Source organism: Streptococcus sp. HMSC10E12 (genome assembly GCF_001807855.1).
Taxonomy (GTDB): domain Bacteria; phylum Bacillota; class Bacilli; order Lactobacillales; family Streptococcaceae; genus Streptococcus; species Streptococcus salivarius.
In genome coordinates this window covers 144,880-170,473 of sequence record NZ_KV791083.1, presented here as the reverse complement: position 1 = coordinate 170,473, position 25,594 = coordinate 144,880, and the positions used below count along the sequence as shown (strand labels likewise).

22 protein-coding genes and 1 pseudogene are annotated in these 25,594 nt (G+C 41.1%); 17 read left to right on the top strand and 6 right to left on the bottom strand.

Features of this window, described 5'->3' with window-relative positions; translation table 11 throughout:
• The first annotated feature begins 106 nt into the window (after positions 1-106).
• Positions 107-1,693 carry a degradosome RNA helicase CshA gene (locus HMPREF3112_RS02145; RefSeq protein ID WP_004183188.1) on the top strand — a complete coding sequence of 529 codons (1,587 nt, stop codon included), beginning with the start codon at positions 107-109 and terminating at the stop codon, positions 1,691-1,693.
• A 127-nt stretch (positions 1,694-1,820) separates the two neighbouring features.
• Here HMPREF3112_RS02145 and HMPREF3112_RS02140 read toward each other — a convergent pair whose 3' ends face one another.
• The 3 genes from HMPREF3112_RS02140 to HMPREF3112_RS02130 are packed head-to-tail and all read right to left on the bottom strand — an operon-like array spanning position 1,821 to position 3,843.
• The gene (locus tag HMPREF3112_RS02140) at positions 1,821-2,090 is read right to left on the bottom strand and encodes a GIY-YIG nuclease family protein (protein WP_022496129.1); all 270 of its coding nucleotides are present in this window, start codon (positions 2,088-2,090) and stop codon (positions 1,821-1,823) included.
• Positions 2,091-2,093: 3 nt separating this feature from the next.
• Positions 2,094-2,858: a tRNA1(Val) (adenine(37)-N6)-methyltransferase gene (locus tag HMPREF3112_RS02135; protein WP_022496130.1), complete on the bottom strand. Its 765-nt coding sequence runs from the start codon at positions 2,856-2,858 to the stop codon at positions 2,094-2,096.
• Positions 2,859-2,907: 49 nt separating this feature from the next.
• Positions 2,908-3,843: a polysaccharide deacetylase family protein gene (locus tag HMPREF3112_RS02130; protein ID WP_022496131.1), complete on the bottom strand. Its 936-nt coding sequence runs from the start codon at positions 3,841-3,843 to the stop codon at positions 2,908-2,910.
• Between the two features lie 129 nt (positions 3,844-3,972).
• Here HMPREF3112_RS02130 and HMPREF3112_RS02125 point away from each other — a divergent pair, with 129 nt between their 5' ends.
• The 14 genes from HMPREF3112_RS02125 to HMPREF3112_RS02060 all read left to right on the top strand — a co-directional run bounded on the left by HMPREF3112_RS02125 (position 3,973) and on the right by HMPREF3112_RS02060 (position 20,441).
• Complete coding sequence (locus HMPREF3112_RS02125) at positions 3,973-4,728, top strand: lysophospholipid acyltransferase family protein (protein ID WP_002948862.1); 756 nt, start codon at positions 3,973-3,975, stop codon at positions 4,726-4,728.
• A 107-nt stretch (positions 4,729-4,835) separates the two neighbouring features.
• Positions 4,836-5,531: a helix-hairpin-helix domain-containing protein gene (locus tag HMPREF3112_RS02120; RefSeq protein WP_070437773.1), complete on the top strand. Its 696-nt coding sequence runs from the start codon at positions 4,836-4,838 to the stop codon at positions 5,529-5,531.
• A complete protein-coding gene (locus HMPREF3112_RS02115) occupies positions 5,521-7,761 on the top strand; it encodes a DNA internalization-related competence protein ComEC/Rec2 (protein WP_070437770.1) in 2,241 nt (746 codons plus the stop codon). The genes HMPREF3112_RS02120 and HMPREF3112_RS02115 overlap by 11 nt, the downstream gene beginning before the upstream one ends.
• 85 nt (positions 7,762-7,846) lie before the next feature.
• A complete protein-coding gene (locus HMPREF3112_RS02110) occupies positions 7,847-9,109 on the top strand; it encodes a UDP-N-acetylglucosamine 1-carboxyvinyltransferase (RefSeq protein ID WP_070437767.1) in 1,263 nt (420 codons plus the stop codon).
• 65 nt (positions 9,110-9,174) lie between these two features.
• On the top strand, positions 9,175-9,720 hold the full coding sequence (locus HMPREF3112_RS02105) for a GNAT family N-acetyltransferase (RefSeq protein WP_070437764.1): 546 nt from the start codon (positions 9,175-9,177) through the stop codon (positions 9,718-9,720).
• A complete protein-coding gene (spxR, locus tag HMPREF3112_RS02100) occupies positions 9,713-10,993 on the top strand; it encodes a CBS-HotDog domain-containing transcription factor SpxR (protein WP_002884454.1) in 1,281 nt (426 codons plus the stop codon). The genes HMPREF3112_RS02105 and spxR overlap by 8 nt, the downstream gene beginning before the upstream one ends.
• Positions 10,994-11,037: 44 nt before the next feature.
• Positions 11,038-11,898, top strand: a complete 861-nt coding sequence (locus tag HMPREF3112_RS02095; protein WP_004183173.1) for a methionyl aminopeptidase — start codon at positions 11,038-11,040, stop codon at positions 11,896-11,898.
• A gap of 1 nt (position 11,899) precedes the next feature.
• Positions 11,900-12,859 (top strand): YihY/virulence factor BrkB family protein, encoded by a 960-nt coding sequence (locus HMPREF3112_RS02090; RefSeq protein WP_037602829.1) that lies wholly within the window; start codon positions 11,900-11,902, stop codon positions 12,857-12,859.
• 90 nt (positions 12,860-12,949) lie between these two features.
• Complete coding sequence (locus HMPREF3112_RS02085) at positions 12,950-13,459, top strand: QueT transporter family protein (RefSeq protein WP_004183169.1); 510 nt, start codon at positions 12,950-12,952, stop codon at positions 13,457-13,459.
• A gap of 50 nt (positions 13,460-13,509) precedes the next feature.
• The gene (gene ligA / locus HMPREF3112_RS02080) at positions 13,510-15,468 is read left to right on the top strand and encodes an NAD-dependent DNA ligase LigA (protein ID WP_048673819.1); all 1,959 of its coding nucleotides are present in this window, start codon (positions 13,510-13,512) and stop codon (positions 15,466-15,468) included.
• Between the two features lie 9 nt (positions 15,469-15,477).
• The gene (locus HMPREF3112_RS02075; protein ID WP_048673817.1) at positions 15,478-16,491 is read left to right on the top strand and encodes a diacylglycerol kinase; all 1,014 of its coding nucleotides are present in this window, start codon (positions 15,478-15,480) and stop codon (positions 16,489-16,491) included.
• 401 nt (positions 16,492-16,892) lie between these two features.
• Complete coding sequence (locus HMPREF3112_RS02070; RefSeq protein ID WP_256262642.1) at positions 16,893-17,636, top strand: hypothetical protein; 744 nt, start codon at positions 16,893-16,895, stop codon at positions 17,634-17,636.
• An 80-nt stretch (positions 17,637-17,716) separates the two neighbouring features.
• Entirely contained in the window at positions 17,717-18,703 is a 987-nt protein-coding gene (locus tag HMPREF3112_RS02065; RefSeq protein ID WP_037598364.1) for a helix-turn-helix transcriptional regulator, read from the top strand.
• A gap of 109 nt (positions 18,704-18,812) precedes the next feature.
• Positions 18,813-20,441, top strand: a complete 1,629-nt coding sequence (locus HMPREF3112_RS02060) for a hypothetical protein (protein WP_070437761.1) — start codon at positions 18,813-18,815, stop codon at positions 20,439-20,441.
• A gap of 39 nt (positions 20,442-20,480) precedes the next feature.
• On the opposite strand, the gene HMPREF3112_RS02055 is transcribed toward HMPREF3112_RS02060, so the two are convergent.
• Together HMPREF3112_RS02055 and HMPREF3112_RS02050 are read right to left on the bottom strand one after the other, a co-directional pair.
• Positions 20,481-20,960 carry a QueT transporter family protein gene (locus tag HMPREF3112_RS02055; RefSeq protein ID WP_037611871.1) on the bottom strand — a complete coding sequence of 160 codons (480 nt, stop codon included), beginning with the start codon at positions 20,958-20,960 and terminating at the stop codon, positions 20,481-20,483.
• Between the two features lie 72 nt (positions 20,961-21,032).
• Positions 21,033-21,860 carry an exodeoxyribonuclease III gene (locus tag HMPREF3112_RS02050; protein ID WP_070437758.1) on the bottom strand — a complete coding sequence of 276 codons (828 nt, stop codon included), beginning with the start codon at positions 21,858-21,860 and terminating at the stop codon, positions 21,033-21,035.
• Between the two features lie 548 nt (positions 21,861-22,408).
• Here HMPREF3112_RS02050 and HMPREF3112_RS02040 point away from each other — a divergent pair.
• Positions 22,409-23,458 (top strand): annotated as a pseudogene (locus tag HMPREF3112_RS02040) (LLM class flavin-dependent oxidoreductase).
• A 95-nt stretch (positions 23,459-23,553) separates the two neighbouring features.
• A complete protein-coding gene (locus HMPREF3112_RS02035) occupies positions 23,554-24,306 on the top strand; it encodes a DUF4767 domain-containing protein (RefSeq protein ID WP_070437755.1) in 753 nt (250 codons plus the stop codon).
• A gap of 82 nt (positions 24,307-24,388) precedes the next feature.
• Here HMPREF3112_RS02035 and tehB read toward each other — a convergent pair whose 3' ends face one another.
• Positions 24,389-25,267 (bottom strand): SAM-dependent methyltransferase TehB, encoded by an 879-nt coding sequence (gene tehB / locus HMPREF3112_RS02030; protein WP_037598358.1) that lies wholly within the window; start codon positions 25,265-25,267, stop codon positions 24,389-24,391.
• Positions 25,268-25,594: the final 327 nt, after the last annotated feature.

Sequence of the window (25,594 nt, the reverse complement as noted above, 5' to 3'; positions counted from 1 at the left end):
ATGAGTTGTTAAAATAAACGACTATTAAATACAGGTAGTTAATCTACTACACAACCAAGTCTCATAAGGTGGCTTCGCACCGCCTTCAAATAGAAAGAAGAATACTTTGAAATTTACAGATTTAAACCTATCAGAAGACATCCAATCAGCTGTTGTAGCTGCCGGTTTTGAAAAACCATCACCTATCCAAGAGTTGACGATTCCACTCGCTCTTGAAGGTAAGGATGTTATCGGTCAGGCCCAAACTGGTACTGGTAAAACAGCTGCCTTTGGTTTGCCTACCCTAGATAAAATTCGTACAGAAGAAAATACAATCCAAGCTCTTGTTATTGCTCCAACACGTGAGTTGGCAGTGCAATCTCAAGAAGAGCTTTTCCGTTTTGGTCGTGACAAAGGCGTTAAAGTTCGCTCAGTCTACGGTGGTTCTAGCATTGAAAAACAAATCAAGGCCCTCCGTTCAGGTGCCCACATTGTTGTAGGGACACCAGGTCGTCTCCTTGACCTTATCAAACGTAAGGCTCTTAAACTCAATAACATTGAGACTTTGATTTTGGATGAAGCGGATGAAATGCTTAACATGGGCTTCCTTGAAGATATTGAAGCTATCATTAGCCGAGTACCAGAAGAACGTCAAACTCTCCTTTTCTCAGCAACTATGCCTGATGCTATCAAACGTATTGGTGTGCAGTTCATGAAAGATCCTGAGCATGTGAAAATCAAGGCTAAAGAATTGACCAATGTTAACGTTGACCAATACTTTATCCGAGTGAAGGAACAAGAGAAGTTTGATACCATGACTCGCCTTATGGACGTTGACCAACCAGAATTGTCAATTGTCTTTGGTCGTACCAAACGTCGTGTGGATGAGTTGACACGTGGCTTGAAACTTCGTGGTTTTCGTGCAGAAGGTATCCATGGTGACCTTGATCAAAACAAACGTCTTCGTGTTATCCGTGACTTCAAGAACGACCAAATCGATATCTTGGTTGCGACAGACGTTGCAGCGCGTGGTCTTGACATTTCAGGTGTCACTCACGTCTACAACTATGATATTCCACAAGATCCAGAAAGCTACGTTCACCGTATTGGACGTACAGGACGTGCAGGCCAATCAGGTCAATCTATTACTTTCGTAGCTCCAAACGAAATGGGTTACTTGGGAATCATCGAAAACTTGACTAAGAAACGCATGAAAGGTCTTAAGCCACCAACAGCTCAAGAAGCCTTCCAAGCTAAGAAGAAAGTTGCCCTTAAGAAGATCGAACGCGACTTTGCGGATGAAGCTATCCGTTCTAACTTTGACAAGTTCAAAGGTGATGCGGTTAAATTGGCTCAAGAATTCACTCCTGAAGAATTGGCACTTTACATCTTGAGCTTGACCGTTCAAGACCCAGAGACAATGCCAGAAGTGGAAATTGCCCGTGAAAAACCATTGCCATTCAAACCATCAGGTGGTGGCTTTGGTGGTAAAGGCGGCAAAGGTGGCCGTGGCAACCGTGGTCGCGATAACAACCGTCGTGGTGGATACCGTGGCGACCGTAACCGCGATGACCGAGACGGTGGCCGTCGTGACTTCAAACGCAAGTCTAAGAAGAATAGCCGTGACTTCGAAAACCGTGGCAACAAACGCCCACACCGTACCTCAAGCGAAAAGAAAAACGGCTTTGTTATCCGTAACAAGGGTGATAAATAGCTACTAAGACGATAATCGGTAGTGGAAAGAACTTTGTTTCATATTTTTTCTTTGAAAACTACTTATGAAAACTTTTTGAAAACGCTCTATGAAAATAGAGCGTTTTCCTATATCAAAAAGCACACGGTTATTTTTCCGTGTGTTCTTTGATATAGGCTAGTTTTTTCTCTCGGCTTTTTCTCTTAAAGAGTGCTTCGGCGCTCATGGCCTCTGGTTTACTGGCGAAGGCTTCTGAGTAGAGGAGTTTAACTGGTAGGCGGGCTCTGGTATACTTGGCGCCTTTGCCTGCGTTATGGGTTTTGAGGCGGCGTTCGACGTCTGTGGTATAGCCTGTATAGAGGGTGCCATCGGCACACTCAACCACATACATGTAGGCCTTGCTATCCTTTTCTATCATCGTCTAGGACTTACCCTCAGTCTTTTTTCCAAAGTAAATCTCAAAGATTTCGTCGGTATAGTCGCCATTTTCCTTATGCACAAAGAGAGGCGGAAGGATTTTCAAGCCATCTGTTGAGCCGTCTTTAATGGCTTCAATCAGGAGCATATTTGCCTCACGTCCCATCTTAGGATAAATAAACTGGATGCGTTTAGGCGCTAGATTATACTGGCGCATGGTGTCGATGATATCCAAAAAGCGGTCGGGACGATGCACCATGGCAATACGTCCGTTAGATTTGAGGGCATGACGAGCGACCTGGCAAATTTCCTCTAGATTAGTCGTGATTTCGTGACGGGCCAAGAGGTAGTGCTCTGACAAATTCTTCTTGGATGTTTCTGTCGCCTTAAAGTAGGGAGGGTTACAGAGAATAAGGTCCACTTGAGATCGTGGGGCATGGTCAAGCAAATTTTTTAGGTCGTCATTGACAACGGTCACCTGGTCCTCTAGCTGGTTGAGAGTGACGGAACGCTTGGCCATGTCAGCCAGACGTTCTTGTAGCTCAACCAAGGTAATTGGTGCCTCAGTGCGTGTACTAGCAAAGAGGCCAACGGCACCATTTCCCGAACAGAGGTCGACGATTAACCCCTTCTTGGGAATTTTTGGAAATCGAGAGAGGAGGACACTGTCGATAGAATAGCTGAAGACCTCCTTATTTTGTATGATTTTTACATCTGTGGAGAAGAGTTGGTCAATGCGTTCTCCATCTTTTAAAATTGGATTTGTCATAGCTTTTATTGTAACAAAAAACAGCTCCCAAAGGAACTGTTGTGAGTGATTACTCTAGGACACCAAAGGTGTAGCCTTGGTCTTTGAAGTATTCGATGATTTGTGGAAGGGTCTGAACTGTGAGCTCCTTACCAGCAGTGTCGTGCATAAGGACAACCTTAACATGACTCTCAGGGAAATATTTTTGTGAACCATCCAAGTAGGCCATCATGGTTTCAGATGTTGTTGGGCGAACAGAGGCTGGTTCTGCATCACCACAAAGCATATTCCAGTCAATCCACTGGACACCTTCCTTGGCGAGAGCTTGGTCAGTACTTTCTAGACCTTGCCATGACATATGACCACCAGGATAACGGAAGATTCTTGTCTTGAAGTCTTTACCTAGGATGGCTTGGAAATTAGCCATGGTTTGGTTAACCTCAGAAACAATCTGACTTTGATTAGGAACACGTCCTGGATAAAGGAGATTAAAGTTATGGCTGAGGCTATGGTTGGCAATCGCATGTCCTTCTGTAATTTGGCGTTTGAGGATGTCCGCATTTTCTTGTGTAATGGTGTAACCAATGTGGAAGAATGTGGCGTGAACACCGTATTCTTTCAAAATACTCATAACTTGTGGGGTCAGTGTTGGATCAATCCCATCGTCAAATGTTAAAAAGACTACCTTGTCGTCGATATCCTGAGACTGGCCTCGAATAGTGTTATTCACAGCAGTAACATCGTAAGCATAGTCAGAAGCTGCAATGCTGTGGTTACTACCTTTCTTGAGTTGTGTTTCATCATCTTCTTTAGCTTTTTCTGAAGATGAGCTTGTGCTATTAGCGACTTGTTCAGTCTTTTCAGCCTTGGCTACTTGTTCAGATTTCGTGTTATGGCGTTGGAATAGGACAAAGCCTAGGATAGCCAGAACAACCAAGTTTGCAATAATGAGGCAAAGATTAAGTGCCTTTCGATTTTTCCCTATAATCTCAATACTTTTTTTCATAGTTACATTATAGCTCAAACTATTAGAAAGTGCCACACCATTTTCAAGACTTTTACAAAGAAATTCGGTGAAAAAAGAGCTCCTTTTTTGGTATAATAGTAAAAAACTTGTAGAAAAAGAGGTAAAAACGTGTTTTACGCTTATTTACGTGGGCTTGTTGTCTTCCTTCTTTGGATTATCAATGGTAATGCCCATTACCACAATCGTGATAAATTATTGAATAAGGATGAAAATTATATCTTGGTTGCTCCGCACCGAACTTGGTGGGACCCTGTTTATATGGCTTTTTCAGCTCGTCCTAAGCAGTTTATTTTCATGGCTAAGAAAGAACTCTTCAAGAGCCGTATCTTTGGTTGGTGGATCCGCATGTGTGGCGCCTTCCCAATTGACCGTGAAAATCCTGGCCAAGAAGCTATCAAGTACCCTGTTAACATGCTTAAGAAGAGTAATCGTAGTTTGATTATGTTCCCAAGTGGTAGTCGTCATTCTTCTGATGTTAAGGGTGGGGTTGCGGTTATCGCTAAGATGGCCAAGGTTAAGATTATGCCAGTTGTCTATCAAGGACCTCGTGAGCTCAAGGGGCTCTTGACGGGTGAACGTGTGGATATGAACTATGGTAATCCCATTGATATTTCAGATTTGAAGCGTTTGAATGACGAAAATATCCAAGAGGTTGCTCGTCGTATCCAGTCTGAATTTGATCGCCTTGATGAGGAAGCTTTGAGCTATCAAACAGGCAAGAAACCCAATCCTTTGACTTATATTTACCGAGTACCTCTCGGTATTGTGGCTATCATTGCGGTACTTTTGACCATGGCTTTCTCATATGTAGCTAGCTTTGTTTGGAATCCTGAAAAACACCGTGCCAAAGAAACTCAGAAATAAGCTAAAAACTCTATCAGACATAGATCTGATGGAGTTTTTTACTTTTTGATATATTTTTAAAATTTTTTACGAATAAGAAAGAAAATATATCAATTAAGGAGAATAGCGTGAAGGAAAAGATTCTAGCCTATGTCAAAGATAATCGTCTGTTTGTGAGTGTCATCGCTGTACTGATGGTGATTTTTTGCTTCTTTCTATGGATGACTTGTGGTGCCGGCAACAGCATGGAGGCGGAGACGTCTTATACAGATGTGACAACATTGTCAACCTCCTCATCCAAACAAAGTTCACAGTCTCTTTCTGAGGCGTCTTCCCAGTCAAAGACCGAAGGAAGTGAAAAGGACAAGTCAAAAGTAACGGTAGATGTTAAGGGGGCTGTGGCCAATCCAGGTGTTTATACCTTAAAAGCAAGCGCTAGGGTGACTGACGCCATCAAAGCCGCTGGGGGAATGACCGAGGATGCGGATGCTAAGAGTGTTAATTTAGCCGCAAGCTTGTCAGATGAAGAGGTTATCTATGTGGCAACTAAGGATGAAAACCTTTCTGTCCTTGGTCAATCAGGAACTAGTCAGGTGTCTGACAAAGGAGGGCAAACTAATGCTAAGGATGGGAAAATTAACTTAAATACAGCGACTGCAGAGGAATTGCAAACCATTTCTGGAATTGGAGCTAAGCGAGCAGAGGATATCATCGCCTATCGCGAAAGTCATGGTGGCTTTCAGTCCGTAGATGACCTGAAAAATGTTTCAGGAATTGGTGATAAAACGTTAGATAAAATCAGAGAGTCCATCTATGTGGCTTAAAAAAGCGCCAATCAGTCTTTTTTCCTTGTCTCTTTTAATAGCTGCCCTTTATTTTACGATTTTTGTTACTAATGTTTATGCTATTGGGACTTTTGTCTTTCTGATGGTCTGTTTTTTGAAGCATCATTGGAAGAATAAGGCAGCCCTAAAGTTGGTGGGAATTGTAGGTAGTTTCTTTTTGGTCTACTTTTTATTCTTGCATCATAGAGCTAGCATACAAGATAAACAAGCCCCTGTTGAAATCAATCAGGTGACTCTGGTTGCTGATACGCTATCGGTTAATGGTGAGCAATTATCCGCTATCGGTAAGGCCAAGGGACAAACCTATCAGGTCTTTTACCGACTCAAATCTGAGAAGGAGCAGCATTTTTTCAAGACTACTAGTCAAACGCTAGTATTAAAAGGGAAAATTACGTTAACCACAGCAACTGGTCAACGTAATTTTCAAGGGTTTAATTATCAATCTTATCTAGCCAGTCAAGGCATTTATCGAATCGCTCAGATTGAGCGCTTGGACCAAGTAGTACCTCAAAAACCTCTATCTCCCCTAGCTTTTTTCCATCAACTGAGGAGGAGGGCTTTGGTTCATATCCAGACGCACTTTCCTAGTCCTATGAGACACTATATGACAGGCCTGCTCTTTGGGTATTTGGATAAGGAGTTCGATGAGCAGAGCCAGCTTTACACAAGTTTAGGTATTATTCATCTATTCGCACTTTCGGGGATGCAAGTGGGCTTTTTTCTGGGATGGTTTCGCTACGGACTTCTACGCTTGGGCCTTCCTAAAGATTACCTATTTATCGTCTTGCTGCCTTTTTCCTTATGTTATGGCTTAATGACAGGATGGACAGCTTCAGTCCTACGTTCCTTGGTTCAAAGTTTGTTGGCTGAGTTTGGTATTAAAAAACTGGACAATATGGGAATAACCTTGCTTCTATTGTTTCTCTTGTTACCTCATTTTCTCTTAACAGTGGGAGGTGTATTAAGTTGTTCCTATGCCTTCTTGTTGTGTTTGTTTGATTTTGAGGACTTGTCATCTTTAAAGAAATCAATCTATACGAGCTTGGTATTGAGTCTTGGGATTTTACCCTTTTTAACCTACTATTATGGGACTTTCCAACCAGTTAGTTTAATTCTAACAGCGATTTTTTCCATAGTATTTGATAGCTTTCTCTTGCCTGTATTGACGGTATTCTTTGCCCTCTCAGGACTGGTAATCTTTTCTCAAATCAACCCACTTTTTGAATGGATGGAGTCCTTTTTGACTTGGATACAATCCTGGATAGGTCAACCTTTGATTTTAGGGAAACCTAGTTTGTTTCAGTTTGGCTTGATGATAGCAGTATTGATTTTGCTCTTTGATTTTTGGAAAAAGCCTCAGTTTAGGATTTGCTTTTTGATGATTTTTGGACTTTTGATGGTCTGGGTCAAACATCCTTTAACCAATGAGGTGACTGTGGTTGACGTTGGTCAGGGAGATAGTATTTTTCTGAGGAGTATGAAAGGTGATACCATCCTAATTGATGTGGGTGGCAAGGTGACGTTTGGAACTAAGGAAAAATGGCAAGAGTCTAGCCAGACGAGCAATGCGGAGAAAACCTTGATTCCCTATCTACAGGCTAGAGGAGTGTCTCAAATTGATTATCTGGTCCTGACGCATACGGACACAGACCATATTGGTGATTTGGAAGGAGTGGCCAAGTGTTTTAAGATTAAGGAAATCTGTGTCAGTCAGGGGGCTTTGACTAAGCCTAGCTTTGTTAAAAGACTTCGGACTATAAAATGCCCAGTTCACACTCTAAAGGCTGGCGACAAATTACCCATGATGGGAAGCAATCTACAGGTTCTTTATCCAAATAAAGTTGGTGATGGCGGTAACAATGATTCGATAGTTCTTTACGGAAAGCTATTAGGAAGCAGTTTTCTGTTTACCGGTGATTTGGAAAAAGAAGGAGAGGAGGAACTAATGGCCAGTTATCCAACTTTAAGGGCAAGCGTCCTAAAAGCTGGACACCACGGTTCAAAAGGTTCTTCGTCTGAAGCTTTTTTGGACCAGCTGCACCCCTCCCTTGCACTTGTTTCAGCTGGTGAGAACAATCGTTATAAACATCCAAATGATGAAACAATAGAACGTTTTAAGCAACGCCACATTAAAATTTTACGAACAGATAAAGACGGGGCCATCCGTTTTAAGGGCTGGTTTAAATGGTCAAGTGAAACTGTCCGATAATTGTAAGAGTTCTTAATTTGTCATGCACCTCAATCTATGGTAGAATGTAAAAGCTAATATTCCAGTATAAGAAAGATTGAACAGTATGCGTAAAATTATCATCAACGGTGGTAAGAAACTTCAGGGAGAAGTTACAGTATCAGGGGCTAAAAATTCAGTTGTTGCATTGATTCCGGCCATCATTTTATCTGATGGAGTGGTTACTCTTGACGGGGTACCAGCAATCAGCGACGTCGATAACCTCATTGAAATTATAGAAGTAATGGGTGGTTCTGTTAAGCGTGATGGCGAAACACTCGAAATTGATCCACGAGGCGTTAAGGATATGCCAATGCCATTTGGTAAGATTAACAGTCTTCGTGCTTCTTATTATTTCTACGGTAGCTTGCTTGGACGTTACGGTCAAGCAACAGTAGGTTTGCCTGGTGGTTGTGATTTGGGACCACGTCCTATTGACCTTCACCTTAAGGCTTTTGAAGCGATGGGTGCTAGCATTTCCTATGAAGACGAATCTATGCGTATTGCGACTGATGCTGGTCAACGCATTAAGGGTGCTCATATCTACATGGATACGGTTAGTGTTGGAGCGACGATTAATACCATGTTGGCAGCGGCTAAGGCTGACGGTCGTACGGTCATTGAGAATGCGGCGCGTGAACCTGAGATTATTGATGTAGCAACTCTTCTTAACAATATGGGCGCACGTGTTCGTGGCGCTGGTACAGAAGTCATCACGATTGAAGGTGTAGAGAGCTTACATGGCACTCGTCATCAGGTTATTCCAGACCGTATTGAAGCGGGTTCCTACATTGCTATGGCCGCGGCTATCGGTAAGGGAATTAAGGTTAAAAATGTTCTTTATGAACACCTTGAAAGTTTTATCGCTAAACTTGAAGCAATGGGTGTTCGTATGACAGTTGAAGAAGATGCCATCTTTGTTGAAGAGCAAGGTGATTTAAAACCTATTGACATTAAGACATCGCCTTATCCAGGTTTTGCGACGGATTTACAACAACCGATGACACCTTTGTTACTGAAAGCAAGTGGTCGAGGAAAAATTATTGATACGATTTATGAGAAGCGTGTGAACCACGTTCCTGAATTGGCTCGTATGGGTGCTGATATTCAGGTACTCGGTGGACAAATTGTTTACAATGGTCCAACGCAACTCTCAGGTGCGCCAGTAAAAGCCAGTGATTTGCGTGCAGGTGCTGCACTTGTTACGGCAGGTCTTATGGCAGAAGGTCAAACTGAAATTACCAATATTGAGTTTATCCTTCGTGGGTATTCAAATATCATTGAGAAACTTTCTGACCTTGGTGCAGATATTCGTTTGATTGAAGATTAAGTCTAAGGTTCAACCCCTAGTGGTTGAGCCTTTTTCCATTTCTAAAACTGTGTTATAATACTATCATGGATATTTGGACTAGTCTGGGTGCTTTTGCCTTCTTTGAGTCGGAGCGCCTTTCTTTTAGACCACTCATCTTTTTGGATCGTTTTGATTTACACGAAATTGTATCAAATCCTAAGAATCTACAATTTTTCTTTCCTGCCACTCAAACACAGCATGAAACGGATTGCCTTTTGGTTCATTACTTCATGAAGGAGCCTCTAGGTGTATGGGCTATTGTAGATAAAGAGTTAGAAAAGATGATTGGCATCGTTCGTTTTGAAAAGATAGATGTCCAGAAACGGACTGCAGAGCTTGGCTATTTTTTGAATGCCTCATACTGGGGTAGAGGCTTAATGACAGAGGCAGTTACTTGTCTGTCAAATTTGGCTTTGACAGCTGTGGGAATGGATCGTATTATTCTTATTGCCCACTTGGAAAATAAGGCATCGATTCGTGTAGCGGAGAAGTCTGGCTTTAAACTTGTGTCCCGCTTTAAGGGAGCAGACCGATACACCCGTACCATGCGTGATTATCTCCGCTTTGAGAAGGAGGAGAACTGTGAGTAAACATCAAGAAATTCTAGATTATCTAGAGGCCTTACCTATCGGTAAGCGTGTTAGTGTGCGTAGTATTTCGAATCACTTACAGGTTTCTGATGGAACTGCCTATCGAGCCATTAAAGAAGCTGAAAATCGAGGGCTGGTTGAGACTCGTCCTCGGAGTGGGACGGTTCGAATTGAAAAGAAAGTCCAAGTTCGCCTTGACAGGCTGACCTTTGCGGAGATTGCAGAGATTACAGAGTCTGAGGTTATCTCTGGTCATGAAGGTCTGGAACGTGTCTTCAGTAAGTTCTATATTGGAGCCATGACTATTGAGAATATCACCCGTTATTTAACCAAGGGAGACCTTCTTATTGTTGGGGACCGTGAGGATATTCAATTGCTTGCCCTAGAACACAATAATGCTATTCTAGTGACGGGGGGCTTTCAGGTTTCCGATAGGGTAAAAGAGCTTTCTCGTTTGAAGCAATTTCCAGTTATGGTAACAACTTACGATACCTTTACCGTGGCAACCATGATTAACCAGGCACTTTCGAATGTCCGCATCAAAACAGACATCAAGACTGTAGCTCAAGTCTATACCAGACGAGAAGACTACAACTACATGACTCCAGAAATGACGGTCAGGGATTTTCAGAATTTGGTTAAACGGACCAACTTGGTACGTTTTCCAATTTTATCTGAGTCTGAAAAAGTGATTGGGATTGTGACCATGCGGGATGTGTCTAATCAGCAACCGACGACCATGCTTAAGGCAATCATGACAAAGCCGACGGTGACACGACTTGAGACTAGTCTGGCAACTGTTGCCCAAAAGATGATTTTTGAAGACTTTGATATCATTCCTGTTGTGGATGAAGAAAAACACTATCTAGGTGTCATCACCCGTCGTCAGGTTTTGGAAGAACTTCAGGACAATAATCGTGGCAACTTGCATACCTTTAGCGATCAAATGATAGCTAACCTGAACCAGGACAAGCATGCTTTCAGCTTTGAGGTCGAGCCTACTATGATTGACAATTCTGGAAATCTCACTCAGGGTGTTCTTGCAGAGATGGTTAAAGAGGTTGTCTATCGTATCATGGAAAAGCAGGAGCAAAATGGTCTTGTAATTGAAGAGATGATGTTTTACTTTCTTCAGGCGGCTCAGATTGATGACAAGGTGACGATTACACCAAGTATTATCGCTGAGACCAGACGTAGAGCTCATCTGGACCTTATGGTTACACACGGAAATCATACCGTCTGCAAATCAGTTGTTGTGGTTAAGAAAACTTAGTAACGAATAAAAAAATAAAAGATATAAAGAAAACGGAGAAAATAATGATTACATTAAAATCAGCACGTGAAATTGAAGCAATGGATAGGGCAGGGGATTTTCTTGCTAGCATTCACATTGGTCTACGTGACCTCTTGAAACCAGGAGTGGATATGTGGGAAGTAGAAGAGTATGTACGTCGTCGTTGTAAAGAAGAAAATGTTCTTCCCCTTCAGATTGGAGTTGAGGGAAGCATTATGGATTACCCTTATGCAACATGCTGTGGCCTTAATGACGAAGTGGCACATGCCTTTCCACGTCACTATATTTTGAAAGATGGTGACCTCTTGAAAGTTGATATGGTCTTGTCAGAACCTATCGATAAGTCAGTCCTTGATGTGTCAAAATTGGACTTTGACAATGTTGCTCAGGTTAAAAAATACACGGAATCATATTCTGGCGGTTTGGCTGACTCATGTTGGGCTTATGCGATTGGAACGCCATCTGACGAAGTGAAAAAACTTATGGAAGTAACACGTGAGGCTATGTACCTTGGTATTGAACAAGCGGTAGTCGGTAACCGTATCGGTGATATCGGTGCAGCTATCCAAGAATACGCTGAAAGTCGTGGTTACGGTGTTGTTCGTGACTTGGTTGGACACGGAGTTGGACCAACAATGCACGAAGAACCAATGGTGCCAAACTATGGGGTGGCTGGACGAGGTCTCCGTCTTAAAGAAGGAATGGTTTTGACTATTGAGCCAATGATTAACACTGGTACTTGGGAAATCGATACGGACCTTGAAACTGGCTGGGCTCACAAAACTCTTGACGGTGGACTTTCTTGTCAATATGAGCACCAATTTGTTATTACTAAGGATGGTCCAGTAATTTTGACTTCTCAAGGCGAAGAAAGAACTTACTAATATGAAACGACAAGGCTTAATGGCCCGTCTATTGGATAAACTCCAATGGCGCCCTTTGCAGGTTTATCTTAGGCATTATCGTAGTGCAGAGATAGATATTTCAACTATCGCAGTGGCTTACTATCTCATTTTGACGGTTTTTCCGCTCATTGTCATTGCGGCAAATGTCTTTCCCTATCTGAATATTGATACGACTGATCTCTTGAAGTTTATGAATGAGCACCTTCCTAAGCAGTTTTATGCACCTGCAGCCAACGTTGTTCAGGATATCTTCTCGACACCTTCTGGACAGTTGTTGGGAGTTGCCTCTTTGACGGGATTCTGGACAATGATTAAGTCCTTGTCTTCGCTTCAAAAGGCGATTAACAAGGTATATGGTGCTTCAGAACACCGTGATGTCTTTATTAGTCACATTGTTGGTGGTTTCATGAGTCTGGTCATCTTGTTCCTGCTCACCTTTGCACTAATGCTGTCTACGATTATTCAGTCGGTCCTTAGAGTTATTACACAGACCTATCCTATTGGTTCCAAGATGACTCAGTTTATTTTAAATAGTATCCAGCCTCTGAGTATTGCAGTTGTCTTTCTGGGAATGATGGTGCTTTATTTTGTGCTTCCGAATGTGAAGATTCGAAAAATCCGCTATGTTATGCCAGGGACTATCTTTACGACTTTAGTGATTGGCTATTTAAGCAACTTGTTTGGAACTTATGTGATTCGTACCTTGAGTCGATTAGTTGATATCAAGTTATTTGGATCCATTATGATTTTCGTCTTCATGCTTTGGTTCATCTTCTTGGCCAGAATTTTGATTTTGGGGGCCGTCTTTAATGCGACCTATCAAGAGCTTAGACAAGGTGAACTGAAAAGTAGAAGAGGAGATGTGATTACTATTATTCAGAGCTTTTCTGGAGATGGTAGTGACAGCAAAAAACACAAAAAAGATGAGGATGATTCCTAGATGATAAAGAGAGCTTGGTGAGATCCAGGCTCTTTTGACGGGAATATTATCCTTTGTAGATAATAAAAAGATAATGATTATGGAGGAAAAATGAAAAAACAAACTGTTCGTGATTTAACACATATTGCTATTGTGGCAGCTCTTTATGTAGTCTTGACTGTTGTGCCACCTTTTAACTTAATTTCGTATGGTCCCTACCAGTTCCGAATTGCAGAAATGTTCAATCTGTTAGGATTTTATAATCGCAAGTATATCATTGCCGTGACTTTGGGCTGTGTGATTGCTAATTTCTTTAGCTTTAACATGATTGATGTGGTTGTCGGAAGTCTCTCGACACTGGTCTTTGTCGGTTCAGGTGTTTATTTCTTCGACCGATTTAAGAACCAAGATATTTTAGGTGGACTTTTTGACAAGGCTCATGTTTACTTTGCCTTTTACTTCTCATTCTTCATGGTGACAATTGCGGCTGAGTTGACCTTGGTTACTCAGGCACCATTTTGGGCAACTTGGTTCACTGTTGCTATGGGAGAATTGGCTTCTCTCTTAGTTGGTGCAATTCTTATTAAGAAATTGGCCAAAGTTATTGATTTTGTTTCCTAAATTAACGTCTGTAAAGGCGTTTTTTTCTGCTTTTATGTTAAAATGTTCCTATGGAAAAACGAATGAAAGAGCTGGTTGTTAAACTTAACCAGTATGCAAAAGAGTATTATACGGAAGATAATCCATCAGTGTCAGATGCCGAGTATGATAAGCTTTATCGTGAGCTTGTAGCTTTGGAGGCTGAACATCCAGAACTTGTCCAAGCAGATAGTCCAACACATCGTGTGGGAGGGCTGGTACTTGATGGTTTTGAAAAATATCAACATGAGTATCCGCTTTATAGTTTGCAGGATGCTTTTTCACGAGAAGAGCTAGATGCCTTTGATAAGAGGGTTAAGGACGAATTTCCTAATGCTGATTATATGGCTGAACTCAAAATCGATGGGCTTTCTATCTCGTTGACCTATGTGGATGGTATTCTTCAGGTAGGTGCGACACGTGGTGATGGTTCTGTAGGTGAGAATATCACTGAAAATGTCAAGCGGATCTCAGATATTCCTCTGAAGTTGGACCAACCTCTTAATATTACGGTGCGTGGGGAGTGTTACCTGCCACGGGCTGAGTTTGAACGCATCAACATCCAACGCCAGGAAAATGGTGAGGCCGAATTTGCCAATCCACGTAATGCTGCAGCAGGAACTCTTCGTCAATTAGATACCAAAGTGGTTGCAGAGCGTCGTTTGGCGACTTTCCTTTATCAGGAAGCTAGTCCAACGGAGCGTCTAACACAAAATGATGTCTTAAATGAAGTGGCAGAACTCGGTTTCTCTGTTAATCCACGACGCATTGTCACATCATCGATGGATGAGATTTGGGACTTTATTCAAGCTGTTGGAGAAAATCGCGATGACTTGGCTTATGATATTGATGGTGTTGTTATCAAAGTCAATAGTTTGGCTATGCAAGAAGAGCTAGGTTTTACAGTTAAGGCACCACGTTGGGCCATTGCTTATAAATTCCCTGCTGAGGAAAAGGAAGCAGAACTTCTCTCAGTGGACTGGCAGGTAGGTCGTACGGGTGTAGTAACGCCGACTGCTAATTTAACTCCGGTGCAATTAGCAGGGACAACGGTTAGTCGTGCTACCCTTCATAATGTGGATTATATTGCTGAAAAAGACATTCGTATCGGTGACACTGTTATTGTCTACAAAGCTGGTGATATTATTCCTGCTGTACTTCGAGTGGTAGAAAGTAAACGTACGACACAGGAGCCGATGGAAGTACCGACGCAATGTCCATCTTGTGGCAGTGGTCTCTTGCATTTTGAAGATGAAGTTGCCCTACGTTGTATCAATCCTTCTTGTCCTGCTCAGATTAAGGAAGGCCTCATCCATTTTGCCTCTCGAGATGCCATGAATATCGCAGGGATGGGACCTTCAGTGGTAGAAAAGCTCTTTAAAGCTGAATTGGTTAAAGATGTGGCTGATATCTATGGCTTGAACAGTCAGGATTTCCTCCAATTAGAAGGTTTTAAGGAAAAATCAGCAGAGAAACTTTATACAGCCATTCAAACATCAAAAGAAAACTCTGCTGAGAAATTGCTCTATGGCTTGGGTATTCGTCATGTCGGTGCCAAGGTTAGCAAGCAGTTGCTAGAAGCTTTTGGAACTATTAAGGAGTTGGCAAGTGCCGATGTTGAGGCCATTGCTGCAGTAGATGGTTTAGGAGAAGTTATTGCCAAATCCATCCAGCGCTATTTTGCCAAGGAAGAAGCTCAGGTTCTTCTTAAAGAACTGGAGACTTATGGAGTTAATTTGTCCTACCTTGGGCAAAAGGTAGCAGATGATGCCATCCTATCTGGAAAGACAGTTGTTTTGACAGGGAAATTGGAGCATCTTAAACGTAGTGAAGCAAAGGCAAAACTAGAAGCTCTGGGTGCTAAGGTGACAGGTTCTGTCTCTAAGAAAACAGATTTAGTAGTTGCTGGTAGTGATGCCGGAAGTAAGTTGGAAAAAGCACAAAGCCTAGGAATTGACGTAAAAGATGAGGCTTGGTTGCTGGATTTATAGGAGTTCAATATGAAACAAAAACGTGCCCGCTTAATTTATAATCCAACATCTGGACAAGAAATTATGAAAAAAAAAGTTGCCGAGGTCTTGGATATTCTGGAAGGTGCTGGCTTTGAAGCGTCAGCCTTTCAAACAACACCAGATGAGAACTCAGCAAAAAATGAGGCCACTCGTGCAGCCAAAGCAGGCTTTGACTTAGTTATTGCTGCAGGTGGCGATGGAACAATCAATGAGGTTGTTTCTGGGATTGCCCCACTCAAAAAGCGCCCACAAATGGCGGTTATTCCAACGGGGACAACAAATGACTTTGCACGCGCTTTAAAGATTCCAAGAGGAAATCCTGTTGAAGCAGCCAAGGTTATTGCTAAAAATCAAACTCTTCAAATGGATATTGGTCGTGCCTATGCTGACAAATACTTCATCAATATTGCAGCTGCGGGTTCCTTTACGGAACTAACTTATAGTGTGCCTAGCCGCTTAAAGACAGTGCTTGGTTATTTGGCTTACCTTGTTAAGGGGGCAGAGTTGCTGCCACAAGTTAAGAAGGTTCCTGTCCGCATTACGCATGATGAGGGTGTCTTTGAAGGTGGTCTTTCTATGATTTTCGTTGCCTTGACCAATTCAGTTGGTGGCTTTGAAACGATTGCCCCAGATGCTAAACTGGATGATGGTAAATTTACACTAATCATGGTTAAGACAGCAAACCTCTTTGAATTGGTAGACCTTATTCGTCAGGTTCTCCAAGGTGGTAAACACATCTACGACAAGAGAATTTCCTATATCAAAACGAGTTCGCTGTTTATTGAGCCTTTAAGTGATGATCGTATGATGATTAACCTCGATGGCGAATACGGTGGTGATGCACCTATCCAGCTTCAAAACCTTAAAAATCATATTGAATTCTATGCAAATATTGATGAGATTTCTGATGATGCCATCACTCTTCCAGATACAGACGAATTAGCTCTCGAAGCTATTGCACAAAAATTCAGTACAGAAGCTGAAAAAATTGAGAATGACTAGTGTTAATCCTTTAAGCAACCTAAGACAGGTTGCTTTTTAAGTATATCTGTAGAAAATGACGCTTTCATTTGTTACAATAGAAAAAACTGGGAAATTGTTATATAGAATATTTAGAGGAGTAGAGGTTTAATAAAGAGAATGAACATTATTTAAGTGATGATCATCTAAAGAATGGTGATCAGGCTTTCGAGTCGGCTTTTAGTAATAAAGGGCCAGAGTTTGAATCTGCTTTTCAGGAGGAAAAAGCTGAGAAGCGATATTTCTTTTTGACTCTTGCTCTACCACTGATACTCTTAAGTGTGAGCTGGGGCTCGGTCTTCTTATCTTGGAAGTATAAGCCGATAATTGTGTATCTGGCTGTAATTGTGGCATGTTTTGTCCTTGCTACCATTCTCTTTAGAATGGGACAGAAGCTAGGTAGATTTCTCTTCACCGCAATCGTGGTTGGCTTGATTGGGCTATCCTTCTTTGCCACTTTAGGTGGTTCTGTCTATCGAGGGGCTATGAAAAAATACAGGTTGATTCAGCAGGTGTCTCAGTCAGATCTTGATGAGGATAAACCCGATAGTGATGATCCCAAAGACTACGAAGATGAGTCTGCGATTTATAACTGGACGGAAGAAGATTTTGAAAATCTGAAACCCAAGGCGGATACCTTACGTTCGATTATTAAAAGTCATGGTAAGGGCAATTATGTCGAGATGGAGTCTAGTGGTCTCAAGGTGAGATATAATCGTGGAGATGGCAATGAGTATAGTGATCTCTCTTTTGTGAAGGACGAAAAGGGACGCTTTGTCTATGATGGTGGAATAGCGACTTATCCCCTTGAGGGCGTCACTGAGGTTGATAATTATAGCAGTAATTGGACGGAAGAGCAGATAAATAGCTTACGTACTAAAGACCAAGACTATCCGGGTCCAGTAACATCCTTGTCTGAGGTAGTGAGGGAACATTCTCAGGCAAAAAGGTCCTGGAGAAGTATCAACGTCCATTCATCAGGAATCATACATAAGTCAGTTGATCTTGATTACACTGATCAGAATAGTCCTTTTGAGAAAGCACAATTGTTAAGACTATCTTTTGAGTATAACGAAAAGAAAAAGGACTATTATTTGAGCTATAATTCTGTGGCTCGTCGTTACTAGGGATAACTATCTATGATAATGAATAACTAAACAGCAATTTTTTAGTAATAAGAGGTTTGATTATAAAGGGGGATTTTATAATGACAGCATCAAAAACCAAACGTCTCTTGTATTTTATGTCCGAATTGGAAAAGGGAAATGACATTTCAAAAACGGACTACCTAGCTCGCTTTGGCATAAGTGAGCGTACACTTAAAGAGGACGTGAGTGAACTCAAGGAAAATTTGACTGAGTTACGTCCAAATATGAAGGTTAAGTATTCCAGAAAATACGGTTCCTATCATGCCCAGTATGAACAGGGCTATGGTAACCTTAAATACAATCAGGCAGTTATCCTATCTAAGATTCTTTTAGAGAGTCGTGCCCTTCGAAAGGATGAAGTAGCAGAAATTATCAACATCTTTGTTGAGAGGGCTGTAGACGACAAGGAGCGCAGACGTATCAAGCGATTGACTGAGCTAGAACTAGATAGTTATCAAGAACTTAAGATTTATCAGGATCAAGATAAGTCACTCTTACCAGCTATTTCTGCCATTTTCGATGCCATTGTGGACCAACGTCCTTTGTCTTTTAGTTACCGTAAGCCAGGAGAAAAAGTGGAGGAATATAAGGTTTTTCCAATTTCAGTCATTTTTGATAACCATTATTTCTACTGTATTTCTTACAAACTGGATGATAACTTTACTTGTGATTATCAGTTCTCTGAAATCCGTTATTTCCGTGTTGATCGTTTCCAAACCATTCACAAATCTGAAAATGATTTGGCTTTCACGTTAAGTCCAGAACAAGAAGCTCGTCTTATTACAGATGAGCAGGTGCGTTATCAGGCTTTCTCAATGCTTTCTGGTAATGAGTGGGCTCGAATTACCTTTGAGTATAAAGGACTTTACCGTGATGTCTTGGAATCCGATATTCCAAAACTTAAACTGCTTGAGGAGAGCACTAGTGATGGTGTTGATCAGGTCCGTTATGAGATTGAAACCTTTAGTTTATTAGGCTTTCAAAAGTATATTCAACGCTTTGATGGAGATTTTGTTTTCCTTAAGATTGAAGCAATGGATAATTAATAAAAAAGGCATTCGATTATCCGAATGTCTTTTCAAATCTGACAAAAATAGTATAATTGTGTTAAAATAGGAATACGGAAGCGTTATCATTTTCATAAGGAGGGAAAATATGAAAGAAAAGAAAAAAGAAATGCAAAAACAAGTCTTAACTCTTCTAGGAATCTTGATTTTTGCCTTTGTCAATGTGTTTATCTTTGATAATAAGATGGGCGCTGGTTTTTCTGCCTTCTCAACTATCACCCTGATGAGTATTGGACTCTTGTCTAAGCGCACCAGTCTGCGAGTTTTGGCTATTATTTCCTATCTCATCAATGTGGTAGCAGCCGTTTTTGGCTTCAACTATGTTGGTTTTCTAACAGCAGTTCAGGCCATTGAACTTATCTTCGTTATCTGGTATCTTTACCCACGTGACACGTTTTTGAGACGAGATACAACTGATAAATACACTTATCGCTATCGTTGGATTCATTTGCTTTTGACGGTTTTAATCTCAATTGGAGGTTATATCGTTTTTGCAGTTGTTTCTAGTATTTGGAATGGTTCTTTCCTAGAATACGGTGGGAACACAGCTCTTATCTTTGCTATGCAATATTTGCTCTTTTTGAGCATTACCAAGTCGAGACAAGATGAACCGACCAAGGTTGCCCATTTGTTCCAAAAGGAACGCCGTACTAAGGAAATGAAAGCGGCAATAGAGGCCGAACGACAAGCCAAAGAAAGAGCACTTGCACAAGCCTTCGAAGTACCTTTGAAGGCACCTAGTCAAACAGCTGAAAAATTTGGTAACAACATGATCAAATTTGCATCTGTCTGGCTATTGGTAATGGACATGTCCATCTTAGCTTATTTCTTCCGTCCAAATGATGTTGGTTTCGGTTTTGGCGCCTTCTTTGTGCTCTTGACTATTGTCTTGTCCTTGATTTTCAAATCTGAGGAAGACAAGGAGGACGTTTTCTCTATCATCTATCATAAGGTTCGTCCTATCCAACCTATTTTCTTCATTTTACTTTTGATTGCCCATGCGCATAAGTTTAGCTATGGTGCTGCTTACGCTCTCTTGTTCTCAGCTGCCTATTTCTTCTGGGCTGTCAATAAGATTAATATGAAGACTCTCTTGACCTTTACAGTCATCATTTACTTCTTCCCAGTCTTTGGTTACCTTTCTAACCCTTACCGTCTAGGTGCTGAAAACCTTAAGATGGTAGGTGAACTGGTGACAGATCGTGATAAGTCTAATACCTTCTATCTTGGTCATTATTGGTCACTTTTAGGCTTGCAAAGCGATGGTGAGTATGAAGGAGTCCCTGCTTCTTGGCAGGCTGCTAAGTTCGCTGATATTCAGACATTCTCTGATGACAGTGATATCACTTCAGGTGTCTTCCAAGTGAATAGTCACAATGACTATGATTATGATTTACATTTAACAAATAACAAGGGCACTATTGCAGTCACAATTGGTTCTGGAAAAGATAAGAAAGAATACCAGTTCACTGACTTTGCCAGAACCTATTATCGATATGAAAAATTGAAAAAATCGGATAACCAAAAGCGTTATAAAGATTTTTACAAGATAGGTACTGTTTCGACTGAGTTGGGAACCTATAATCTTTATCTCGAAATGAATCAAGATTGGGTTGATGACTATCAGAAAGATCCTACTAATGTTGACTACCGTTTGCTTATCTCTGGTGATAAACTGACACCAAGAGAAGCTTACAAGAAAGCATATCATTACTAAAAAAAATATCTCTGCACATTGTAGAGATATTTTTGTCTGTCAGTCTTTGTATCCTCGCTTAGTTAACTCTCGTACCAGTACAGCCCCCAAGATTGAAGGCACTAATTGTCCTAAGAGGAGATTAATAACGAGAGCAAAATAAGGAAGTTTGAGTAAGGCGCTAAGCCAGATTGGTACCACTAAGGCAGGAATGAGTAGGATTGGAAGAATGATAAACCAGCTAGATAACTTAGCTTTACGGATGAGGTAGATACTACCGGTTGTTAAAAAGCTAGCAAAGAAGCCACCGACCACGTCAATTAATCCCAATCCGCCAAAAGAGTTAGCGATGGCATTAGCCAGACTAATTGGGAATACCAAAAATGGGAAGATGTAGGTTAATCCATATAAAGCAGTGGCCAGACGCATCTGAACCGCACCAAAGGAAATGGCTTGAGATACAAAGAGGATAGCGATGTAAAGAGCCATCATAATAGCTGACAGAACAAGTTTTTGAGTGGTATTAAGTTTGGTTTTCATAATTTCTCCTTAATTGGACATAGTAAAAGAGTAGTAGGTCTACTCTTTTTGTGATTTATGTCTAGAGATACTTTATAAATCAATCTCTAAGACAATAGGTGTGTGGTCTTGGCGATCACCAGAGTCAATCATGTCTGATGTTGTGACCTTATCGGCAATACGATTTGAAGTCAACCAGTAGTCGATTCTCCAGCCTGTATTGTTGATTTTAGATGTTTTGCTACGTTGAGCCCACCAAGTGTAGGCTCCTGTAACGTCGCCATTGAGGTGACGGTAAGTATCTGTGAATCCTTTGGCAAGGAGGTTAGTGAAGCCAGCACGTTCTTCATCTGTAAAACCAGGTGAACGACGATTACTTGAAGGGTTAGCCAAGTCGATTTCCTTGTGGGCAACATTATAGTCACCAGTCGCAAGAACGGGTTTCTGAGCGTCCAATTCAGCTAGGTAATCCGCATATTTTTCATCCCAGATTTGACGTTCAAGCAGACGTTTGAGGCCATCACCAGCATTTGGTGTGTAGACCTGTGTCACAAAGAAATTGCCAAATTCGAGAGTGATGATACGCCCTTCACAGTCCATGGTTGAAGGTGCCCCAATTTCAGGATAAGTAATGACTGGTGTCAATTCTTTTTTATACAAGAACATGGTTCCAGCATAACCTTTACGGGCAGGTTCAACAGATGAACGCCAAGTATTGTCATAGTCAGGGAAGTAGTCTTCCAAGATTTGCAGATGTTTTTTAGTCGGCCCTTTAGCAGACAGTTTTGTCTCTTGAATAGCAATGATATCTGCATTTTCGGCGACTAAAGTGTCGATAACAGCACGTGATAATTGAGCGCGTGCAGAATCACTAGTAAGAGCGGCGTTTAGGGAATCAATATTCCAAGAAATTAATTTCATGTGTACAGTTTCCTTTTTTGAATCTTTCCTTTCTATTGTAGCAGAAAATAAGGTGTCAGGCGAGTTATGGGTTTGATATGAGAAGCTAGGAGGAGTCTACTTATCTTAGATTGAGAGGTACATATTAATGAAAAAGCAATCGTACATTTATTACTTGTTTTGGGCTCTCTTGTTGATACAAGTCTTTCTTACAATCATGACTAGTCTGTCACAGAGAATTATTCTTCCATTTGTCATTTTTCCAGGGGTGAGTGTCTTCTTTTTATTTTACTTAAGGTCTCTCTTAGGCTACAACCTTAAGCAATCTCCCTCAGAACCCTTATTTGTCCTCCGTAGGTATGGCCTTGGAACTAGTTTAAATCCCAAAAATCCCCTAGGATATAAGATTAGTCTCCTAGTGGTCATGGGTATTTTAGTTCTCCTTTTTTGCCTAACCCTATTAGCCTTTCTTGGAAAATAGGGCCTTAGGCTTTTTTATTTGTAATTACTACTAATTAGTTATAGTGTTGTTCTCATAAAAGATAAAAGAATCACTGGAGGAAAGATTTATGACGATTGAACTTGGCATTTCAACTTTTGGAGAAACAACCCTCCTAGAATCGACTGGAAAATCTATCTCTCATGACCAACGTATTAGAGAGCTCGTTGAAGAAATTGAACTGGCGGATCAGGTTGGACTAGATATTTATGCGATTGGAGAGCATCACCGTGAAGATTTTGCGGTGTCGGCACTGGAAATTGTTCTTGCAGCAGGTGCTGTAAATACCAAGAAGATTCGTTTATCTAGTGCAGTAACCATTTTGTCATCTATTGACCCTGTTCGTGTCTATCAGCAGTATGCAACTATTGATGCTCTGTCAAATGGTCGTTCAGAAATCATGGCGGGTAGAGGCTCTTTTATTGAGAGTTTTCCACTTTTTGGCTATAATCTTTCAGATTATGATGAACTTTTCAATGAAAAACTAGACATGCTTTTGGAAGTCAAAAAGCACACGAATGTAACTTGGTAAGGTAATCATACTCAGTCTGTTGACAATCGCCCTATGTATCCACGAGCAGTCCAAGATGATTTGCCGATATGGGTAGCGACAGGTGGTCACATTGAGTCCACCATTCAAATTGCGGAAAAAGGTCTGCCAATTGCCTATGCTACAATTGGGGGAAATCCGAAGGCCTTTACTAAATTAGTAGAAGTTTATAAGGAAATCGGTGTTCGAAATGGTTATTCGGATGAACAACTTAAGGTGGCTGCTCATTCTTGGGAATGGATTGAAGAAAATAATTTCCAAGCGATAGAAAATTATTTTTATCCAACGAAACAAACGGTGGATAACATTGCTAAGGATCGCCCACATTGGTCTGAAATGACTAAAAAGCAGTACTATGCTAGTGTTGGACCAAACGGAGCCATGTTCGTTGGGGACCCCGCTCACGTCGCTCAAAAAATCATTTGTATTATTGAGGATTTACAGCTAAATCGCTTCGTGCTTCATCTCCCAATTGGTTCTATGCCGCATGAAGACGTACTAAAGGCAATTAAACTTTATGGTGAAGAAGTGGCGCCGATTGTTCGTCGTTATTTTGAAAATAAAGGATAATTGGTTGAAGGTAAGCCTCAAGTTCTCTCTACTATTGTCAGCATCCCTGTTCTATGATAGGATGGAAGATAATTGATAAAGAGAAGAGGAAAATTATGCGAAAGCTATCAGAAGCAGAATGGATAAGTCGTTTTGAGCAAGTTCAAGGGCGTAAACCGAAACCTGATGAACTACAATTAGCCTATCAGTCTGGCCTTATTGGAATCTCGAAAAATTATAATTATATCTATATTCTTCTGGGGGCTCTAGTAGCGATCGTCGTTGGCATTGGCTTGACTCTAGTCTCTAGTTCAATGAAGAACGTCAAACAGACTAAGTCGTCTGCCACAGTGGCTAGCTCGATATTCTCATCGACAGATAAGGCTAGTGCCAAGCCAAGTACGTCATCGACCGAAAATACGAAGACAAGTGAATCTAGCAGTGCAAGCATTGATACACCTGACGCTAACCATGCCAAGGAAGCCTATACTGAAAATCCACGTTGGACCAATGACAAAGCTAGTCGCCTTGCTAGTTTGATGGTTTCTTGGGGCAATCAGATGAATCAGCCTGGATACAAAGAAATTACCAATGAAGCTTCTTCCTTGCCTATCCGTTGGATGTCGGACCATAACCAGACTGTGGATGCTACTTATGCTGCAAATGGTAATAGTAATTCGGAGTATACCATTGTTTCGGTTTACGAGAGATGGGAAAATGTCTCTGTTCACCGTTATTTCTTTACCATTAAAAAAGATGGGACTCCCTTTGTTCTTTATTCACCAACTACCAATGGTGGTGTCTATTATGTCAAAGAAACGGAAAATGCTGACCTTAAATCAGGATATGCAGATATTGTAAACAATTAAAAACTAGGATTCCAACTGGAATCCTAGTTTTTAATTTGAAGACAAGTCAAACTGTAATCAGCTCTTCTACAGTCATTCGCTCTTATTTAACCTTCTTAGCTAACATGGTTGCAAATTGAAGGGCGATGGGATTGCCATATTCATCCAAACGGTGAAGGTGACCAAGATTTTCGTTATACTTGACTAACTCCCAGTCTCTATAGTAGTTCTTCAACTCACCCTCTTCAAAAGTAAATGGGAAAGGCATGGTACAAGGGTGCTCCTCAGTGTCCATGGCACAAACAATTAGGTTGTAGCCACCGACAACAGTACGCTCTTGCATATTCTTGATAATAGCCGGAATTTGATCGGGATCAAGGAACATAAAGACGACTGTTGAGAGGATGAAATCAAAGGTCTCAGACTCAGGAAGAGCAGCAGCATTGATATCGTAGTAGCCAGCTCTAACATTGTAATTTTCCTCATCTGCAATCATTTGGATGCGTTGTGTAGCTTCGTTATTAACATCAACGGCTGTAACATCATGCCCAAGAGATGCCAAATAAAGAGCGTTACGGCCGTGACCACAGCCTAGGTCGAGGGTGCGACCAGGTTTGATATAGCCAGATTGGACTGCTTCAAGAACCTCGGAGTGAGCCTTAGTGTCATACTTTTTAGCCATGTAGTCCTCAGGTTTACAGTAAAAAGAAAGATAGCATTCCAAATCATCTGATGCAGCAGCGATGCGATGCCAAGCTTGTGGTTCAACAAAAGGAATCTCTGTCTCGGGGGTAAAAAGGTGCTCTGCAGTAACCTGTCCTTGTTCATCTAATTCGTAGAAGCGGAGAGATCCTGATAGAATGGTCAATTTAGCCCAAGTTCCTACCTTAGTATTGTGTTTTTGCGTCACCATTTCTGGAAGTGTTGTAGCTGTCCAGTTTGGTAAACGTTTGTAGCAAAGAAGTTGCTGATTTATAGTCATTTTATGAGTTCCTTTCAAACGGTATGACTCTATTATAGCAAAAGTATGGAAAAAGAAAAAAGGCCTAGCCGGGTGAGCTAGACGCTTTTCTTATGAGAGATCTGATAATCTAGGAATGGGGAAAAGTGTTTGGGGAAGATAGGTATAAATGTTAAGAAGGGTTCCTAGACTATTTAAAAAATATTTGTGAGAACAATAAGTTTTAAATGATAAAACACTTATCTATAACTCATTAGGTCTCTCTTTACATTATCTATTGTACCAAAAATATTGAGAGTTAACTTACAAAAAAATAAAATATGTAAGAAAAAATCATGAACAGTCATT

Coding starts and splice junctions, on each gene's coding strand:
- HMPREF3112_RS02140 (WP_022496129.1), bottom strand. CDS start 2,090: ATGATAGAAAAGGATAGCAAGGCCTACATGTATGTGGTTGAGTGTGCC.
- HMPREF3112_RS02135 (WP_022496130.1), bottom strand. CDS start 2,858: ATGACAAATCCAATTTTAAAAGATGGAGAACGCATTGACCAACTCTTC.
- HMPREF3112_RS02130 (WP_022496131.1), bottom strand. CDS start 3,843: ATGAAAAAAAGTATTGAGATTATAGGGAAAAATCGAAAGGCACTTAAT.
- HMPREF3112_RS02115 (WP_070437770.1), top strand. CDS start 5,521: ATGTGGCTTAAAAAAGCGCCAATCAGTCTTTTTTCCTTGTCTCTTTTA.
- HMPREF3112_RS02110 (WP_070437767.1), top strand. CDS start 7,847: ATGCGTAAAATTATCATCAACGGTGGTAAGAAACTTCAGGGAGAAGTT.
- HMPREF3112_RS02105 (WP_070437764.1), top strand. CDS start 9,175: ATGGATATTTGGACTAGTCTGGGTGCTTTTGCCTTCTTTGAGTCGGAG.
- HMPREF3112_RS02095 (WP_004183173.1), top strand. CDS start 11,038: ATGATTACATTAAAATCAGCACGTGAAATTGAAGCAATGGATAGGGCA.
- HMPREF3112_RS02090 (WP_037602829.1), top strand. CDS start 11,900: ATGAAACGACAAGGCTTAATGGCCCGTCTATTGGATAAACTCCAATGG.
- HMPREF3112_RS02085 (WP_004183169.1), top strand. CDS start 12,950: ATGAAAAAACAAACTGTTCGTGATTTAACACATATTGCTATTGTGGCA.
- ligA (WP_048673819.1), top strand. CDS start 13,510: ATGGAAAAACGAATGAAAGAGCTGGTTGTTAAACTTAACCAGTATGCA.
- HMPREF3112_RS02075 (WP_048673817.1), top strand. CDS start 15,478: ATGAAACAAAAACGTGCCCGCTTAATTTATAATCCAACATCTGGACAA.
- HMPREF3112_RS02070 (WP_256262642.1), top strand. CDS start 16,893: ATGGGACAGAAGCTAGGTAGATTTCTCTTCACCGCAATCGTGGTTGGC.
- HMPREF3112_RS02065 (WP_037598364.1), top strand. CDS start 17,717: ATGACAGCATCAAAAACCAAACGTCTCTTGTATTTTATGTCCGAATTG.
- HMPREF3112_RS02060 (WP_070437761.1), top strand. CDS start 18,813: ATGAAAGAAAAGAAAAAAGAAATGCAAAAACAAGTCTTAACTCTTCTA.
- HMPREF3112_RS02055 (WP_037611871.1), bottom strand. CDS start 20,960: ATGAAAACCAAACTTAATACCACTCAAAAACTTGTTCTGTCAGCTATT.
- HMPREF3112_RS02050 (WP_070437758.1), bottom strand. CDS start 21,860: ATGAAATTAATTTCTTGGAATATTGATTCCCTAAACGCCGCTCTTACT.
- HMPREF3112_RS02035 (WP_070437755.1), top strand. CDS start 23,554: ATGCGAAAGCTATCAGAAGCAGAATGGATAAGTCGTTTTGAGCAAGTT.
- tehB (WP_037598358.1), bottom strand. CDS start 25,267: ATGACTATAAATCAGCAACTTCTTTGCTACAAACGTTTACCAAACTGG.